Origin of the sequence: uncultured Parabacteroides sp., from assembly GCF_947855115.1 — a bacterium.
Classification (GTDB): domain Bacteria; phylum Bacteroidota; class Bacteroidia; order Bacteroidales; family Tannerellaceae; genus Parabacteroides.
Genome location: NZ_CANTZW010000001.1, coordinates 315,463 through 329,362, shown reverse-complemented (window position 1 = coordinate 329,362; position 13,900 = coordinate 315,463). Strand labels below are relative to the sequence as shown.

15 protein-coding genes are annotated in these 13,900 nt (G+C 44.3%); 5 read left to right on the top strand and 10 right to left on the bottom strand.

The features are described 5' to 3' along the window. Positions 1-67: 67 nt before the first annotated feature. Positions 68-1,606 carry an alpha-N-arabinofuranosidase gene (locus Q0110_RS01330; protein ID WP_297901157.1) on the bottom strand — a complete coding sequence of 513 codons (1,539 nt, stop codon included), beginning with the start codon at positions 1,604-1,606 and terminating at the stop codon, positions 68-70. Positions 1,607-1,928: 322 nt separating this feature from the next. Here Q0110_RS01330 and Q0110_RS01325 point away from each other — a divergent pair, with 322 nt between their 5' ends. Further along, positions 1,929-3,971 (top strand): M13 family metallopeptidase, encoded by a 2,043-nt coding sequence (locus tag Q0110_RS01325; protein ID WP_297901154.1) that lies wholly within the window; start codon positions 1,929-1,931, stop codon positions 3,969-3,971. 93 nt (positions 3,972-4,064) lie between these two features. Here Q0110_RS01325 and Q0110_RS01320 read toward each other — a convergent pair whose 3' ends face one another. Further along, positions 4,065-4,958 carry a helix-turn-helix domain-containing protein gene (locus Q0110_RS01320; protein ID WP_297901151.1) on the bottom strand — a complete coding sequence of 298 codons (894 nt, stop codon included), beginning with the start codon at positions 4,956-4,958 and terminating at the stop codon, positions 4,065-4,067. Between the two features lie 195 nt (positions 4,959-5,153). On the opposite strand from Q0110_RS01320, the gene Q0110_RS01315 reads away from it, so the two are divergent. The 3 genes from Q0110_RS01315 to Q0110_RS01305 all read left to right on the top strand — a co-directional run bounded on the left by Q0110_RS01315 (position 5,154) and on the right by Q0110_RS01305 (position 8,183). After that, positions 5,154-5,375 carry a winged helix-turn-helix domain-containing protein gene (locus Q0110_RS01315; protein WP_297901148.1) on the top strand — a complete coding sequence of 74 codons (222 nt, stop codon included), beginning with the start codon at positions 5,154-5,156 and terminating at the stop codon, positions 5,373-5,375. A gap of 304 nt (positions 5,376-5,679) precedes the next feature. Then, positions 5,680-6,693 carry a LacI family DNA-binding transcriptional regulator gene (locus Q0110_RS01310; protein ID WP_297901145.1) on the top strand — a complete coding sequence of 338 codons (1,014 nt, stop codon included), beginning with the start codon at positions 5,680-5,682 and terminating at the stop codon, positions 6,691-6,693. Positions 6,694-6,818: 125 nt separating this feature from the next. Then, complete coding sequence (locus tag Q0110_RS01305) at positions 6,819-8,183, top strand: MFS transporter (RefSeq protein WP_297901142.1); 1,365 nt, start codon at positions 6,819-6,821, stop codon at positions 8,181-8,183. A gap of 147 nt (positions 8,184-8,330) precedes the next feature. Here the strand turns inward: Q0110_RS01305 and Q0110_RS01300 are convergent, their stop codons facing one another. The 3 genes from Q0110_RS01300 to Q0110_RS01290 form a co-directional block, all read right to left on the bottom strand. After that, a complete protein-coding gene (locus Q0110_RS01300; RefSeq protein ID WP_366139622.1) occupies positions 8,331-8,528 on the bottom strand; it encodes a hypothetical protein in 198 nt (65 codons plus the stop codon). A gap of 30 nt (positions 8,529-8,558) precedes the next feature. Continuing rightward, positions 8,559-8,774 (bottom strand): hypothetical protein, encoded by a 216-nt coding sequence (locus Q0110_RS01295; protein WP_297901137.1) that lies wholly within the window; start codon positions 8,772-8,774, stop codon positions 8,559-8,561. A gap of 142 nt (positions 8,775-8,916) precedes the next feature. Next, complete coding sequence (locus tag Q0110_RS01290; protein WP_297901135.1) at positions 8,917-9,318, bottom strand: hypothetical protein; 402 nt, start codon at positions 9,316-9,318, stop codon at positions 8,917-8,919. Between the two features lie 93 nt (positions 9,319-9,411). On the opposite strand from Q0110_RS01290, the gene Q0110_RS01285 reads away from it, so the two are divergent. After that, positions 9,412-10,302: a 1,4-dihydroxy-2-naphthoate polyprenyltransferase gene (locus Q0110_RS01285; RefSeq protein ID WP_297901133.1), complete on the top strand. Its 891-nt coding sequence runs from the start codon at positions 9,412-9,414 to the stop codon at positions 10,300-10,302. Here the strand turns inward: Q0110_RS01285 and Q0110_RS01280 are convergent. The 5 genes from Q0110_RS01280 to Q0110_RS01260 all read right to left on the bottom strand — a co-directional run bounded on the left by Q0110_RS01280 (position 10,285) and on the right by Q0110_RS01260 (position 13,841). Then, positions 10,285-11,220, bottom strand: a complete 936-nt coding sequence (locus Q0110_RS01280; RefSeq protein WP_297901131.1) for a DMT family transporter — start codon at positions 11,218-11,220, stop codon at positions 10,285-10,287. The two genes, Q0110_RS01285 and Q0110_RS01280, sit on opposite strands and share 18 nt — an antisense overlap. A gap of 100 nt (positions 11,221-11,320) precedes the next feature. Beyond that, positions 11,321-11,815 carry a prolyl-tRNA synthetase associated domain-containing protein gene (locus tag Q0110_RS01275; RefSeq protein WP_297901129.1) on the bottom strand — a complete coding sequence of 165 codons (495 nt, stop codon included), beginning with the start codon at positions 11,813-11,815 and terminating at the stop codon, positions 11,321-11,323. Between the two features lie 162 nt (positions 11,816-11,977). Continuing rightward, entirely contained in the window at positions 11,978-12,523 is a 546-nt protein-coding gene (locus Q0110_RS01270) for a DJ-1 family glyoxalase III (protein ID WP_297901127.1), read from the bottom strand. A 9-nt stretch (positions 12,524-12,532) separates the two neighbouring features. Continuing rightward, the gene (locus Q0110_RS01265) at positions 12,533-13,342 is read right to left on the bottom strand and encodes an energy transducer TonB (RefSeq protein WP_297901125.1); all 810 of its coding nucleotides are present in this window, start codon (positions 13,340-13,342) and stop codon (positions 12,533-12,535) included. An 88-nt stretch (positions 13,343-13,430) separates the two neighbouring features. Continuing rightward, positions 13,431-13,841 carry a biopolymer transporter ExbD gene (locus Q0110_RS01260; protein WP_297901123.1) on the bottom strand — a complete coding sequence of 137 codons (411 nt, stop codon included), beginning with the start codon at positions 13,839-13,841 and terminating at the stop codon, positions 13,431-13,433. Positions 13,842-13,900: the final 59 nt, after the last annotated feature.

Below are 13,900 nucleotides of genomic sequence, written 5' to 3'. Positions count from 1 at the left end.
TTATGTGTTTATTCTTCGGGCAAAGTTAATAATTATAGAAACATTGCCATGCCCTTGCACGTGCTTTTTATAAAACTTCTAATACGACGATCGACATGGGAGGCAAACTGACGCTTAACTTTCCTTTTTCCACCTTCGCTCCCCCGAAGACTGCCGGCTTGACTTTCTCCGGCGATTCAAACGTGTTATGATCGTTTATGGAAGATGATGTCAGGATACGCCCTTTCACGCCCTTGACCGTCATGTTTTGCAGGTCGATATGTACGTTCTCACTCCGCTGGAGGTCAATGTTTGCCAACGAGATATGGATTTTACCTTGTGAGTCCCGTGAGGCAGATGCGCTCACGACCGGTACTTCCCGGTTATCCCGTACCTTCTCCTTATCGCAGATCAAGTCCATCGGCAGGAATGTAGCGTCTTGGTGAACCTTGTACATCTCGAATACGTGGTAGGTAGGCGTAAGCACCATATCCTTGCCTTTCGTGAGGATCATGGATTGTAGCACATTGACAATCTGCGCAATATTGGCCATTTTCACCCGATCCGTGTATTTGTGGAAAACGTGCAGGGTGAGAGCGGCCACGAAAGCGTCGCGCATCGTGTTCTGCTGGTGCAGGTGTCCGGGGATTGTTCCGGGCTCCACGTCCCACCAAGTACCCCACTCGTCTACCATGAGAGCGATGTTTTTCTTCGGGTCGTATTTATCCATGATTGCGATATGTTTTTTCATGACATCCTCTATCTCAAGGCATTTCCCGAGAGTCCAGTAATAATCTTCCGTATTGAAATCGGTGGCAGAGCCTTTACTGCCGTTCCATCCCGCTACCGTGTAATAATGTAGGGAAATACCGTCCATACGTCCGCCGATTTGCTTCATCAGCGTCTCGGTCCAGTTGTAATCATAATCGCTGGCGCCACTGGCTATCTTAAACAAGACATTACCGTCGTAATTACGGCAATAGGTAGAGTAGCGGCGGTAAAGATCGGAGTAATACTCCGGGCGCATGCTGCCTCCGCATCCCCAGCTCTCGTTTCCCACGCCGAAGAACTTGACTTTCCACGCCTTGTCCCGGCCATTTTTCCGGCGTAGGTTAGCCATGGGGCTGTCTCCTTCCGATGTCATGTATTCCACCCATTTGGCCATTTCCTCGACCGTGCCGCTTCCTACGTTCCCGCTGATGTAAGGCTCGCATCCCAATAACTCGCATAGGTTCAAGAACTCATGGGTCCCAAAGCTATTATCCTCGATCGTTCCTCCCCAGTTGTTGTTCACCATTTTCGGGCGATTCTCTTTGGGGCCTATTCCATCCATCCAGTGATATTCGTCGGCGAAGCAACCGCCCGGCCAACGCAAGTTCGGGATCTGTAGTTTTTTCAATGCGTTTAATACGTCTGTGCGATATCCTTGAGTATTGGGAATATCAGATTCCGGCCCCACCCATAAGCCTCCGTAGATGCAACTCCCCAGATGCTCGGCGAATTGCCCGTAGATATGTTTGCTGATTTGTTGGTTGCCTTGTTCCGGATAAATGCGGATATTCGCGTCTCGTTGCGCGAATAAAGGAAGGGCGATGAATGCCCAAACGCTGATTATTAGTTTCTTCATGATATAATTGATTTATTGGCAAAGATACACTTATTCTCGAAAATAGAACCGGTTTCTCCTTTAATTTACGACAGGGCATGCCTTCTCTCTATGCGAATAGATAACGCTACTGGGCGTAAATGCCTGCGGTTGCTAATCATAAATAAACGTTATATACATAAAATGTCCTGTCGATAAAGGCGAATTCCGTCGGCACCTGACGTAAATTTACATGTTTTTCCCGAAATTATTTTGATACGGTAACCTTTATAATAGGACGATATTAGCGCATTTATCGTATCTTTGCGAAGTTTTTAAGGCAAAAGGCAAAAGATTAAACAAAATGAGAAAGAGAAAAATGTTTCCGTTTTTAGCGGCTGGGGTAGTCGCTTTGGCGAGTTGCAATGCTCCCCAAAAAGAGGTAGTGAAGATTGCGGCTATTAATCCTGAGAATATGGATACCACGGTTGCCGCAGGTACGGATTTTTACGAATATGCTTGTGGTGGATGGATTAAGAATAATCCCTTGAAACCGGAATACGCTCGTTTCGGAATTTTCGACCAATTGCTAGAGAATAACCAAGAGCAACTCCGGGTATTGATCGAGGAACTTAGCACCACGCCTCATGAGGCGGGCAGTGTCGCCCAAAAGATCGGCGCTTTATATGCGATGGGGTTGGATAGCACGAAGTTGAACACCGAAGGTGTGGCTCCTATCAAAGAAGAACTGGCAGCGATCAATGCGTTGGCTACGAAATCGGATGTCTCAAAAATGGTAGCTACACTTCATAAGGAAGGTATGGATCCGTTTTTTGCGTTATACGTAGACGCGGACGAGAAGAACAGTGCCATGAACATCGTCCAGTTGTATCAAGGCGGTATTGGAATGGGCGATCGGGATTATTATTTGTTGGAAGATGAGGCCTCCGTTAAGATGCGTGAAGCTTACGAGGCTTATATAGATAAATTATTTACCTTGTCTGGCTCAAGCCCGGAGCAAGCGGATGCGGCGGTAGAGGCCGTGATGAAAATAGAGAAAGCTATCGCGGGGATTTCTTACGGGCGTGAGGATTTGCGTGATTCCCAGAAGAACTACAATAAACTGGCTTACGAGGATTTCAAGAAAATAGAGTCTCCGCTGGATTGGGATGTATATTTTGAATCCATGGGATTGGCTGGGCTGAAAGAATTAGATGCGAAGCAGATCAACTATTATAAAAACATGAACGAGGCTTTGCAGAACACGACGGTCGATGAGCAGAAATATTATTTGGCGTTTAATTTATTGAACGCCGCCGCTCCTTTCCTGAGTGATGATTTCGTAGACGCCGAGTTTGAGTTCTACGGAAAGACAATGTCCGGTAAACTGGAGCAACAACCTCGTTGGAAACGTTCGTTGAATACGGTAAACGGAGTGTTGGGCGAGGCTGTAGGCAAGATGTATGTGGAGAGATATTTCCCGGCTTCTTCCAAGGAAAAGATGTTGACGCTGGTAGGCAACTTGCAGACCGCCTTGAGTGAGCGGATCAACGGCTTGGAATGGATGAGCGATACGACAAAAGCGAAGGCTCAAGAGAAACTGGCCGCCTTCACGGTGAAGATAGGCTATCCGGACAAATGGCGTGATTATAGCGGCTTGGAGATCAAGAACGATTCTTATTGGGCGAATGTTCGCCGTTCTAATATCTTTGATATGGCCTATCGGTTGGCAGACGTGGATAAGCCGGTGGATAAGTCTCGCTGGCATATGAGCCCGCAGACCGTGAACGCTTATTACAATCCGACAACTAATGAGATCTGTTTCCCGGCTGCCATCCTTCAGCCTCCTTTCTTTAACCCGGATGCCGACGATGCGGTGAACTATGGCGCTATCGGCGTGGTGATCGGTCATGAGATGACGCACGGGTTCGATGACCAGGGACGTAACTACGACAAGGATGGTAATTTAATTGATTGGTGGACCGCCGAGGATGCAGCTCGTTTCACGGAACGCGCTGATAAATTGGCCGATCAATATGACCGGATTATCGTGATAGATACGCTTCATGCCAACGGACGTTTCACGTTGGGTGAGAATATCGCCGATCACGGAGGTTTGTTGGTCGCTCACCAAGCTTACTTGAATAGCCTGAAAGGCAAGGAGACTCCGGCTCCGATTGATGGCTTCACGAATGAGCAACGTTTCTTCTTGGGATACGCTACGTTGTGGGGGCAGAATATCCGTCCGGAGGAGATTCGCCGTCGTACCAAGATCGATCCGCACTCATTGGGGAAATGGCGCGTGAACGCGGCCTTGCGTAATATCGCCCCGTTCTATGCCGCTTTTGGTATTAAGGAGGGAGACCCGATGTATATGGCTCCGGCTGATCGGGTGGTTATCTGGTAACTCATATTTAGTCTATATAAGTGAAAAGAGGGAGTATGTCATATAAAGGCATGCTTCCTTTTTTCGTTTATACCGATATTGCCGGATGGGAGGTTACTTTTGTTTAGGCGTGTCCGTCTGTGTATTCGAGGGGATTTTCATCCTCCTGTATTCTTGAGGTGTCATTCCCGTATGTTGCCTGAAGTATTTATTGAAAAAGGACAAATTGTTAAAACCTAAGGAGAAAGCGATCTCCTTCACCGTCAGATCTGTCGATCTTAATTGTGCCTTGGCGTCCATCGTGATAACGGAAGATATGATTTCCAAGGGAGTAAGCCCGATCGCTTTCTTGATAGTCGTACAAAAATGGGGCAACGACAGGTTTAGCTGAGCGGCGTAAAAAGAGACGCTGTGCTCGGAGGTATAATGCTCTACTACAAGTTGGATGAACTTACGGTAGATCTCATTGGTTCGCGTACGGATTCCGTTTGTCCAATGGCTATGGTTCTTATATAACTCGGCCGTCCCTTGCATAAATATCGTGAGATAGGCGATGATCAGGTTTTTATTGACCATGGAATAAGACGGGGGTAAGGATTGCGCACGTATCAATAGACGGTATCCATCAATATATAACTGGGCCACAGGTTCCTCCAAAGGCATGACCGGATGTTCCGTAATGACGGGAAGGAAACTCATGGTGGATTTTATGAAATTGATGTTTGTCATAAATTCCGAAGAGAATCCGGCGAAGTAGAAACGTGCGTCGTCCGATATTTCGTGAAACTGGATAAAGTTACTGGGCACCAAGGTGACGAAATCATATTTGCTAATCGTATACTTCGCTAGATTGATAGAAACCTGTACGGAACCTTCCACACAAAGGAGAAACAAACCGGCCTTTATCTTATGAGGCTGCTTGCTATATTTGTTTAGCGTCTCTTTTGTGATACGATCTCCGACGATAAAATCGTTCGTGATATCGAATGTGAGCATTTCCTTTTCCATATCTAATCGGTAATTCGTTTCAAATATACGTATTAATAAATACTTATTATTCAAGATAATAAAAATAGAACATAGAAACAAAAGAATGGATATTGATTCTGTAAAATTTAAGGGCGAACTTTACAAATGAATACTAATTGTAGGAAAGAGGAAACAAAAAGAATACAGTTTGTTTATTAGAAAAATATTTTGATTATGGAAAAGGGAAGAATCGGGGTAAATGCGGGAAAAGTATGGCATACACTAAATGAGGTGAATGAGATATCTACGCAGGAATTGAGCCGTAAATTATCTTTGAGCATTGAAGACCTAGCCTTGGCTATTGGCTGGTTGGCTAGGGAAAACAATATTTATATCACAAGAAAGAAGGGGCTGTTATATGTCAGCAATGGTATTAAATCCAATATGTATTATTGAATGAAAGAAATAAAAAAGGCTATCCTCACGGACAGCCAATCTTCATTGTTAACCTTAAATCTAATACCATGAAAAACACAATGCAAATATATGGCTTTTATGTTATGTAGCATAATAATTTGTTTGGAAATCTCATTTGCTTAACTTGATTTAACGAAAATGTGCTATAGAACATGTTTTTAAGGCATGGTTTATAAATACAAGCATCACCTATTGCCGATAGAAATGAATCAACAGGCACTCTTGCAAACGTTTGCATTGTATGGTCTAAATACATATCTTTGATCTTGTAAAATAAACAGCCATGAAAAAGCGTCAGATCACGATAAAAGACATAGCGAAAGCTTTATGTATTTCCCCCTCGACAGTCTCTCGCTCCTTGGCCGACCACCCGGATATCAGCCAAGAGACCAAGAATATTGTGAACGCTTACGCCCGAGAGCATAAATATAAGCCCAATGCCTTAGCCTTGAGTTTGCGGACGAATAATACGAAGACAATCGGGGTTATTTTACCGCAGATCGTGCATTATTTCTTTTCTTCCGTTTTGTCCGGCATAGAGGATGAGGCGGAAAAAGGGGGATATCGTGTGATTATTTGCCAGAGTAACGAAACGTACGAGAAAGAGGTTAAGGGCGCTCAGGCTTTATTGGAGGCACGTGTTTGCGGGGTCTTGGCTTCTGTTGCCAAGACGACGACGACTTACGATCATTTTCAAGAACTTATCGATAGTGATATCCCTGTTGTTTTTTTCGATCGTATATGTACGGGTATCCTGACAGACCGGGTCGTGGTTGATGATTACGCCGGGGTTTGCTCTGCCGTGGAATACCTGATTCATAGCGGTTGCCGGCGGGTCGCCTTTTTCGGCTCTCCTGCTCATTTAGCGATCTCGAATAACCGGAGGATGGGGTATGAGGATGCTTTGCGTAAAAATGGCTTGCCGGTAGAAAAAGAGTTGATCAAGATTTGTGATAATTATACCGAAGCACTCCGGCTGACCCCGGAATTACTCTCCTTGCCAAATCGTCCGGACGCGTTTTTCGCCGTGAATGACGAGACCGCTATCGGGGTCTTGAATGTTGTCAAGGCCAAAGGATTGAAGATACCCGACGAGGTCTCGATCTGTGGATTTACGAATAATAGTTTGGCCGAGGTTAGCGACCCCTTGCTTACCTCCGTAGACCAGCACGGTTATGAGTTGGGAGCCTCTGCCATGCGTCTGTTGATAGAACGCTTGAAGGGCGTGCGTGATGGAGATCGTATCGTGAGCAAGATTATCAAGACCAATCTGGTGGTGAGACAGACTACCCGTTAAAAAGCGGGTTCCGAAAACGTTTGCTTTACTTCTTTGAATGAATTTGAATCGCCGCGATATCCTGTCTCGGAATAATTCCGTATGTTTGCCGTCAAACAAATAAATACCTTAAAAACATAATTCTCATGAAAACAAAACCATTTTTGAGCTTTTGGCAAATATGGAATCTAACCTTCGGTTTCTTGGGCATCCAGTTCGGTTTTGCCCTCCAGAACGCGAACTCAAGTAGAATACTTCAAACCTATGGGGCGGATGTGGAACAACTATCCTTGTTTTGGTTGGCAGCTCCGCTGACAGGTATGATCATACAACCTATCATTGGTCATTATTCCGATCAGACGTGGTGCCGCTTAGGGCGTCGGCGACCTTTTTTCCTGGTGGGAGCTATCTTTACGACTATCGCCTTGATATTGATGCCGAATGCGGGATTGTTCTTGTCGCCCGGAGCGGAAACGGCAATTTTATCTCCCGTATTGATAGGGGCGGGCATGCTGATGATTATGGATGCCTCCATCAATGTGACGATGGAACCTTTCCGGGCTTTGGTTGGGGATATGCTACCTGATGAGCAGCATACGACCGGGTTCTCTATCCAGACTTTCTTGATCGGTATCGGTGCCGTCGTTGGTTCTTTGTTACCGAGTATTATGAATAAGGTATTTGGTTTATCCAATACGGCTGTTGCCGGTGAGGTTGCCGATAATGTCAAGTTCGCTTTTTATACCGGCGCGGCGATCTTGCTAGCGAGTGTGCTATGGACGATTTTCAAGACGAAGGAATATTCTCCGGAGGAGATGGCCGAATTTAGGCTTTCCGGTGGCGAGCTAATTGAAAAAAGACGAGATAGCAATGGTTTTATGGAGATTATGCGTGATATCTTTCATATGCCAAAGGTGATGTTACAGTTAGGTTTATGCCAGTTTTTCGCATGGTTCGCCTTGTATTCGATGTGGGTTTACTCTACTCCCGCTATTGCGGAACATGTATACGGGGCAACAGACCCGACTTCTGCCGAGTATGCGATGGCCGGTGACAAGGTAGGTGAGTTGTTCAGTATCTATAACTTTGTGGCGATGTTGTTCGCTTTATTATTGATCCCGATCGCTCGTCGTTTAGGCCGGAAAATGACCCATGCTTTCTGTTTATGTCTGGGAGGGGCTGGTCTGGTTTCTCTCTATTTATTGGATAATACGGGTATGATGGTCTTTTCCATGATCGGTATCGGAATAGCGTGGGCGAGTATATTGGCGATGCCTTACGCCATTCTTTCTGATAGTCTTCCTGCGGAAAAGATGGGTACTTATATGGGAATATTCAATTTCTTTATAACGATACCTCAGATTATGAATGGTATTATTCATGGATGGATCGTTCGTAATGTTTATCATGGACATGCCGTGTTCGCTTTATTGACGGGAGGTATTTTCTTGTTTTTCGCAGCGGCGGCGGTTAGTCTTGTGAAAGAGAAAAAGTTCAATCGGAAAGCGTGACACATTAAAGTCCGGTTTCCTGTTGCCAAGCGTAAGAACGCTATACCCAAGTCAAACAGCAAGTTATTATAGTATAGGTAGAAAAACGTATCTCAAGTAATCCCGGGATCACCCCGGGATAACAACAGGAAACCAAAGGACTAACTACTAAAAGGCTTCTTCGTTTTCGTTCTTACGGCTTGACCCGGTGATACGAGAAACTAACATCGCTACCGTAATCAGGCCTAAGACTCCCATGGTTACGTTTTTGGTAACCTCATTGTCAAAAGTGGTAGTTCCGACTAATACCAATATAATAAATGAAACCATCATGACTGCATCAGCCAAGTCTTTATTTATTTTCATGATCTTCTTTGTTTTTTTAAGTTCTTGTATTTATTGCTTTTTCTCCAATGCTTCTTCTTCCGGTGACGTCCCGGCATTACTCAGCCCTTTCATTATGCCATAAAGACCTACACATAGAGTACCCATAACTACGACTAATTTGATATAATCGTTGGGTATAATAGAACTACACGCAAATACACAACCTGCGATTGTTAGAAGAACATAAAGATATATACGTATTTTTCCTGATTTATTAGTTGCCATAATTGTAATTTTTAATTGTTTATAATTTGTTGTAAATGGGCAAGAATTCCCTGGGAATATTGATTTAATAAATACAATATTCCTATTGGTAAGACATATTTATGACTTACCGAAAAAGATGTGAGTATGAAACAATTAAAAACTAAATAATGAGTTTCCGCAAGGTAAAGACATGCTCTCCCATACGGCATAGAAGGGTAGATAAATTCACGATCTGATGAGTGGATATATGTTGAGATACTTTATGAAGCTGGTTTATCCCTCTCAAACGCATGTCTTGAAGGGATTTCTCCATATTTTTCCATATCCGTATTTCACTCGTGTTGTTTGTTGTTTGCGAGATCCTGCGGGGAGTCAAGCAATTGCTACTTTTCAATTCATTGCTTAATACCTCGAACCTACGTTGGGCATCTGCCGTGTTTTTTTCTTTCATAACGGCCTCTTTTACCGCAGGCATAACCTCATCCATACCCTTTGTCCCTTCCTCGGGAGCAAATAGCATGAAACTTACCAACAGACCTAATATGAATAGAAAATTTCTCATGGTGCAAATATACAAGTATTTCTTTAGATAATAGCAACGGTATATGTTATTTGTTTTTTATTTTTGTGGATATTTTAAGAATAAAACAAAAGAATGAAGAATAACAAATCGAGAATTCAAGTTTGGTTGGAGGCGGCACGTCCGAAAACATTGCCGGCATCTTTTAGTCCGGTATTGGTGGGTTGTGCGCTGGCTTACAGGGATGGAGTATTTAAATGGGTCCCGGCGATCCTTTGTGTCTTGGTAGCTTTGCTCGCTCAGATAGCCAGTAATTTCGCTAATGACTATTTTGATTTTAAAAAGGGTGCGGATAAAGAGGACCGGTTGGGGCCGGAGCGGGCCGTGGCTTCTGGTTGGATAACCCCTAAGAATATGTTATGGGGTACTTTCATCACGCTGGGATTTTCTTGTTTGTGTGGTTGTTTCTTGTTGTTCTTTGCCGGATGGGAGTTGATCGGTGTAGGAATCGCTATCGCTATTTGTGTCTTGGCTTATTCCGCAGGGCCGTTTCCTTTGGCTTATAACGGGCTGGGGGATGTGTGTGTCGTATTATTTTATGGGATTATTCCGGTTTGCTTTACGTATTATGTACAAGCATTGTCGTTTTCTTTATTGTCTTTCTTGCTATCGTTGTCATTGGGTCTGTTGTCCGCTAATATTTTGATCGTGAATAATTACCGGGATTATGAGCAAGACCGGGCGGCTCGTAAACGGACTACGATCGTATTGTTCGGGCGTACGTTCGGGCTGGTCGCTTATCTGCTGAATGGTATATTGGCGATCTTGATTACCCTTCCTTTATTGATGGATGCCTCGCCTTGGCTTATTTGTTTGTTTGCGGGTTTCAGCGTGTTGTTCGCTGCCACATGGTTGGAGATGAGGCATTATCAAGGGCGCGAGCTTAATAGAACTTTGGGGCATACGGCACGGAACGTATTTGTCTATGCCGTATTACTTTCCGTCGCGTTATTGTTTGGCTCTTAGGATATGTCGCGCCTTAAACAAGCGTTTGGCCTCATGAAGGCTTTTTTGTATGTATTTTGACAGGATGATCAATGTCACGGCAACGATAATCAGTAGGATTCCCAAAGCTAGGTGAGGGGTGAAAAGCTCTCCGAAAACCAATACCCCTACGCAAACGGCTGTTACAGGTTCCATCGCCCCCAGCACGGAAGTCAAGGTGGAACCGATATGATGTACGGCTTGTACCAACGTGATATTTGATACTATGGTTGGCAGGATGGCTAATAAGACTAAATTGATAAAAGAAGGTACGTCCGGGATGGGTTGGATTCCTGTCCCCGTCTGTGCTTTTATGAAAAACAACGATGTGCTAACGATAAATACGTAAAACGTGAGTTTTTGCCCCGGCATATCGTGTATCCTTGATTTATTGACGGTCACGATGTAGAGGGCATAAGCGATCGCGGAAAGTAGCACGATCATTACGCCTAGCCCGTTTAATCGCATCTCACCCCCGTCGATAGACAGGCGGGCTACGCCGCAAATGGCGAGTCCGATGGCCAAAAGCGTGATCCATGATGCTTTTTCTTTAAATACGAGCAACATGAAAAGGGTTACGAATATTGGATAGGTAAAATGCAGGGTTGTAGCGATTCCGGCGGCCATGAAACTATATCCCCAAAATAGAAACATCGCCGAGCCTGTATAAAAAATGCCTAATAGGATCAATGCCGGCAGGTTACGCATCTCTGTCCTGAAGGATTCCTTTTTCGCCAGAAGCATACCGGACAAGGCGATGGCCGCAAATAAGAAACGATAGAACAGAATCGAATCAAACCGCATACCTTTTTCCATGAGAGGCAACGTAAATAAAGGGATCAGGCCGAACGTGACGGAGGTCGCTATCCCATAAGCGAAACCTTTTAGATTATTATTCATATTTATGTTTTTTGATAAAATGACCGTAAAACCACCATCCGCGGCAGGGCCGGTTTTGGGTTTGTATATAGGCATGTTCTCGAAGTACTTCCCCTTTATCCTATAAGTCTTCTAAAGATATTTCTTTAAAATCGGTATGGTTAATCGCGGGAAGTAGAATATCTGTTATATCCTTAGTTTTTAGTTTTAGGCTATAAGTATTTTCACAAGGATGGCAACTTATGTAATCAGTTTTAAGAATCTCTTTGTCTATTAATAGTTTAACTTTATTTTCTTTGTCATATATCAGCCCGAGAATACTTACACTTCCGGGCATAGTGAAAAGAAATTTATCCAGATCCTCATTGGAGGCGAAAGTAAGGCGAGAACTTCCTATTTGCCGGGCAATGTTTTTAATGGAAATTTTCTTATCTCCCAATATCATGACTAAGAAGTATTCTTTTTGTTTGTTCACTAAGAAAAGATTTTTGCAAGGTGTGACATTTAATGTTTGAGCTATTGGCATACCTTCTTTCGTTGTCATGATAGGAGGATGTTCTAAACACGTATAATTTATACCTAGTTTTTCTAGCAGTTGATATATTTCTTTTTTCATTATAACTTGAATATTAACGATACGGGTAAGTGAAACTCGTGCGATAGTTATCGATAGCCTTAATATTCGTTTTCTCGCGAAAGGAAAAAATAGAGCGTAACGAGTCTTTTACAATCCTGTTCGCTACGCTCTGTTTCGATTTACTCTCTGCGAGGTTATTTATTATAGTAATAGTCCCGCTGCGACTTCTTCCGCGACAGCGTCACCCCTCAATACGGATACCAAGGCTAAGGCAAAGTTGAACACCAAGCCGGGGCCTTTGCCTGTTACCACATTGCCATCTACTTCTACGGCCTCGCCCGTAACGGTGGCACCGATCAATTTGGGTTCGAATCCGGGATAACAAGTGGCTTTACGGCCTTTTAATAAACCAAGGCCGCCTAATACCATCGGAGCGGCACAGATAGCGGCTACGGTTTTCTCTTTCTTATAATGCTCGATTAGGAGTTCTTTTAACGGTTCACAATCGTTTAGGTTGCTGCTACCGGGCATGCCTCCCGGCAAAATCAAGGCGTCCGCGTCTGAAAAATCAATTTCACCCAATGTAGCGTCAGCCGTGTATTCCATATTATGAGCGCCAATCACTTTACGATTGTCTGTGATGGAGACCGTTTTCGTGTCTATATTCCCACGACGCAAAATGTCTACGGTTCCCGTGGCTTCCATTTCCTCGAAGCCATTCGCTAAGAATACGATCGCTTTCTTCATAAGATTCAATTATTTAAATTTGTACACGTAAGTAATAGTACCACTTTGGTTATTAGCCCCGCTGATACTGTTGAATTTCGCTTTTCGAGCGGCCTCCAAGGCGCTTTTACGCATGGAAGCGTTGTCTATATTAGTTCCCCGGCCTACCTCGGCAAATATAACATTACCTTTCGGGTCTACGGTTATATTAATGACGATGCGGCCCTCCTCTTGAATCGTGTAAGCGGGACGCGGGAGCCCTCCTGAGCCGATAGAGCGGCCATTCAAGTTAAATGACCCGTAACCGCCTACGCCCTCGTTTGCGCCATGATCGGAGTTACCGAACGGACTTCCTTGATTGCCGGTTCCACTTGCCGCGTCACCTTGGCTACTTCCTTGCGAGCTCCCTTTGCCAAAAGCCCCCGCCACTTTATTACTGATGGCTTGTTCCTTTTTGCGGCGTTCCTCGGCCAGGCGTTTCTTCTCGGCCTCCTGCTGCTTGCGTTTCTCCTCTTCTTCTTTTTCTTTTTTCTTTTTTGCGTCCTCTAGAGCTACACTTTCCTCGATATCCTGAGTGATCAGCTCTGGCTTAGACGTTTCCACTTGCGGCTCAGGTACGGGGGGAGGAGGGGGAGGTGTTTCCTGGAGTGCTTCTTGCCCGGTATATTGGGGCTCGAACATTCCGGCGGCGGCATCTACATTCCCGAAATTAACGAGTATACCCCCGTCTTCATCCGGAACCTCGGTTTTCAATACGGTGAACCAAAGTACCAGCAGAATGATACCGTGAAAGGCTACGGTACCCATTAAACTGTATATGTCATCCTTATTCAGTCTCATAATTTATTAGTTGACAATTGATGGTTGACTGTTGACAGTTGGAAACACAGTCTGGAAAAACTGTCAACTGTCCTGTGTCAGCTATCAACTATTTCTGCGGACGGGTGGCAAGCACCATCTTGAATTTATTTTCGTTCGCTATATTCAGTATCTTTACAATTTCTTTATAAGGTACGGTCTCGTCGGCATATAAGGCGACGAACATCTCCGGTTCCTTTGCGTAGCTGTCTTGCAAGAAAGGAGTGATCTCTTCGAATGAGACCTGTACCTCTTTCTGCTTTCCAAATGCCACGTAGTAATTCAGGTCTGCGTCTATCGTTACCCTTGTAAGAGGTTTTGCCGCTGTTTGCTTCTGCGCTTGTGGCAAGGTAACCTTGATGGCGTTCGGGATTACTACGGTGGAGGTAACCATGAAGAATATCAGCAAGAGGAATATGACATCTGTCATAGAGGCCATGCTGAACGCTTCGTTAACCTTTGTTCTTCTTTTTAGAGCCATAATCTTTTATAATTGAAAATTGAAAATGGAGAATTGAAAATTAAATAGAGGAGAGTTGG

Excerpts from the sequence above, each read along its gene's own strand:
- Q0110_RS01330 (WP_297901157.1), bottom strand. The coding sequence starts at position 1,606 with ATGAAGAAACTAATAATCAGCGTTTGGGCATTCATCGCCCTTCCTTTA.
- Q0110_RS01325 (WP_297901154.1), top strand. The coding sequence starts at position 1,929 with ATGAGAAAGAGAAAAATGTTTCCGTTTTTAGCGGCTGGGGTAGTCGCT.
- Q0110_RS01320 (WP_297901151.1), bottom strand. The coding sequence starts at position 4,958 with ATGGAAAAGGAAATGCTCACATTCGATATCACGAACGATTTTATCGTC.
- Q0110_RS01315 (WP_297901148.1), top strand. The coding sequence starts at position 5,154 with ATGGAAAAGGGAAGAATCGGGGTAAATGCGGGAAAAGTATGGCATACA.
- Q0110_RS01310 (WP_297901145.1), top strand. The coding sequence starts at position 5,680 with ATGAAAAAGCGTCAGATCACGATAAAAGACATAGCGAAAGCTTTATGT.
- Q0110_RS01305 (WP_297901142.1), top strand. The coding sequence starts at position 6,819 with ATGAAAACAAAACCATTTTTGAGCTTTTGGCAAATATGGAATCTAACC.
- Q0110_RS01300 (WP_366139622.1), bottom strand. The coding sequence starts at position 8,528 with ATGAAAATAAATAAAGACTTGGCTGATGCAGTCATGATGGTTTCATTT.
- Q0110_RS01295 (WP_297901137.1), bottom strand. The coding sequence starts at position 8,774 with ATGGCAACTAATAAATCAGGAAAAATACGTATATATCTTTATGTTCTT.
- Q0110_RS01290 (WP_297901135.1), bottom strand. The coding sequence starts at position 9,318 with ATGAGAAATTTTCTATTCATATTAGGTCTGTTGGTAAGTTTCATGCTA.
- Q0110_RS01285 (WP_297901133.1), top strand. The coding sequence starts at position 9,412 with ATGAAGAATAACAAATCGAGAATTCAAGTTTGGTTGGAGGCGGCACGT.
- Q0110_RS01280 (WP_297901131.1), bottom strand. The coding sequence starts at position 11,220 with ATGAATAATAATCTAAAAGGTTTCGCTTATGGGATAGCGACCTCCGTC.
- Q0110_RS01275 (WP_297901129.1), bottom strand. The coding sequence starts at position 11,815 with ATGAAAAAAGAAATATATCAACTGCTAGAAAAACTAGGTATAAATTAT.
- Q0110_RS01270 (WP_297901127.1), bottom strand. The coding sequence starts at position 12,523 with ATGAAGAAAGCGATCGTATTCTTAGCGAATGGCTTCGAGGAAATGGAA.
- Q0110_RS01265 (WP_297901125.1), bottom strand. The coding sequence starts at position 13,342 with ATGAGACTGAATAAGGATGACATATACAGTTTAATGGGTACCGTAGCC.
- Q0110_RS01260 (WP_297901123.1), bottom strand. The coding sequence starts at position 13,841 with ATGGCTCTAAAAAGAAGAACAAAGGTTAACGAAGCGTTCAGCATGGCC.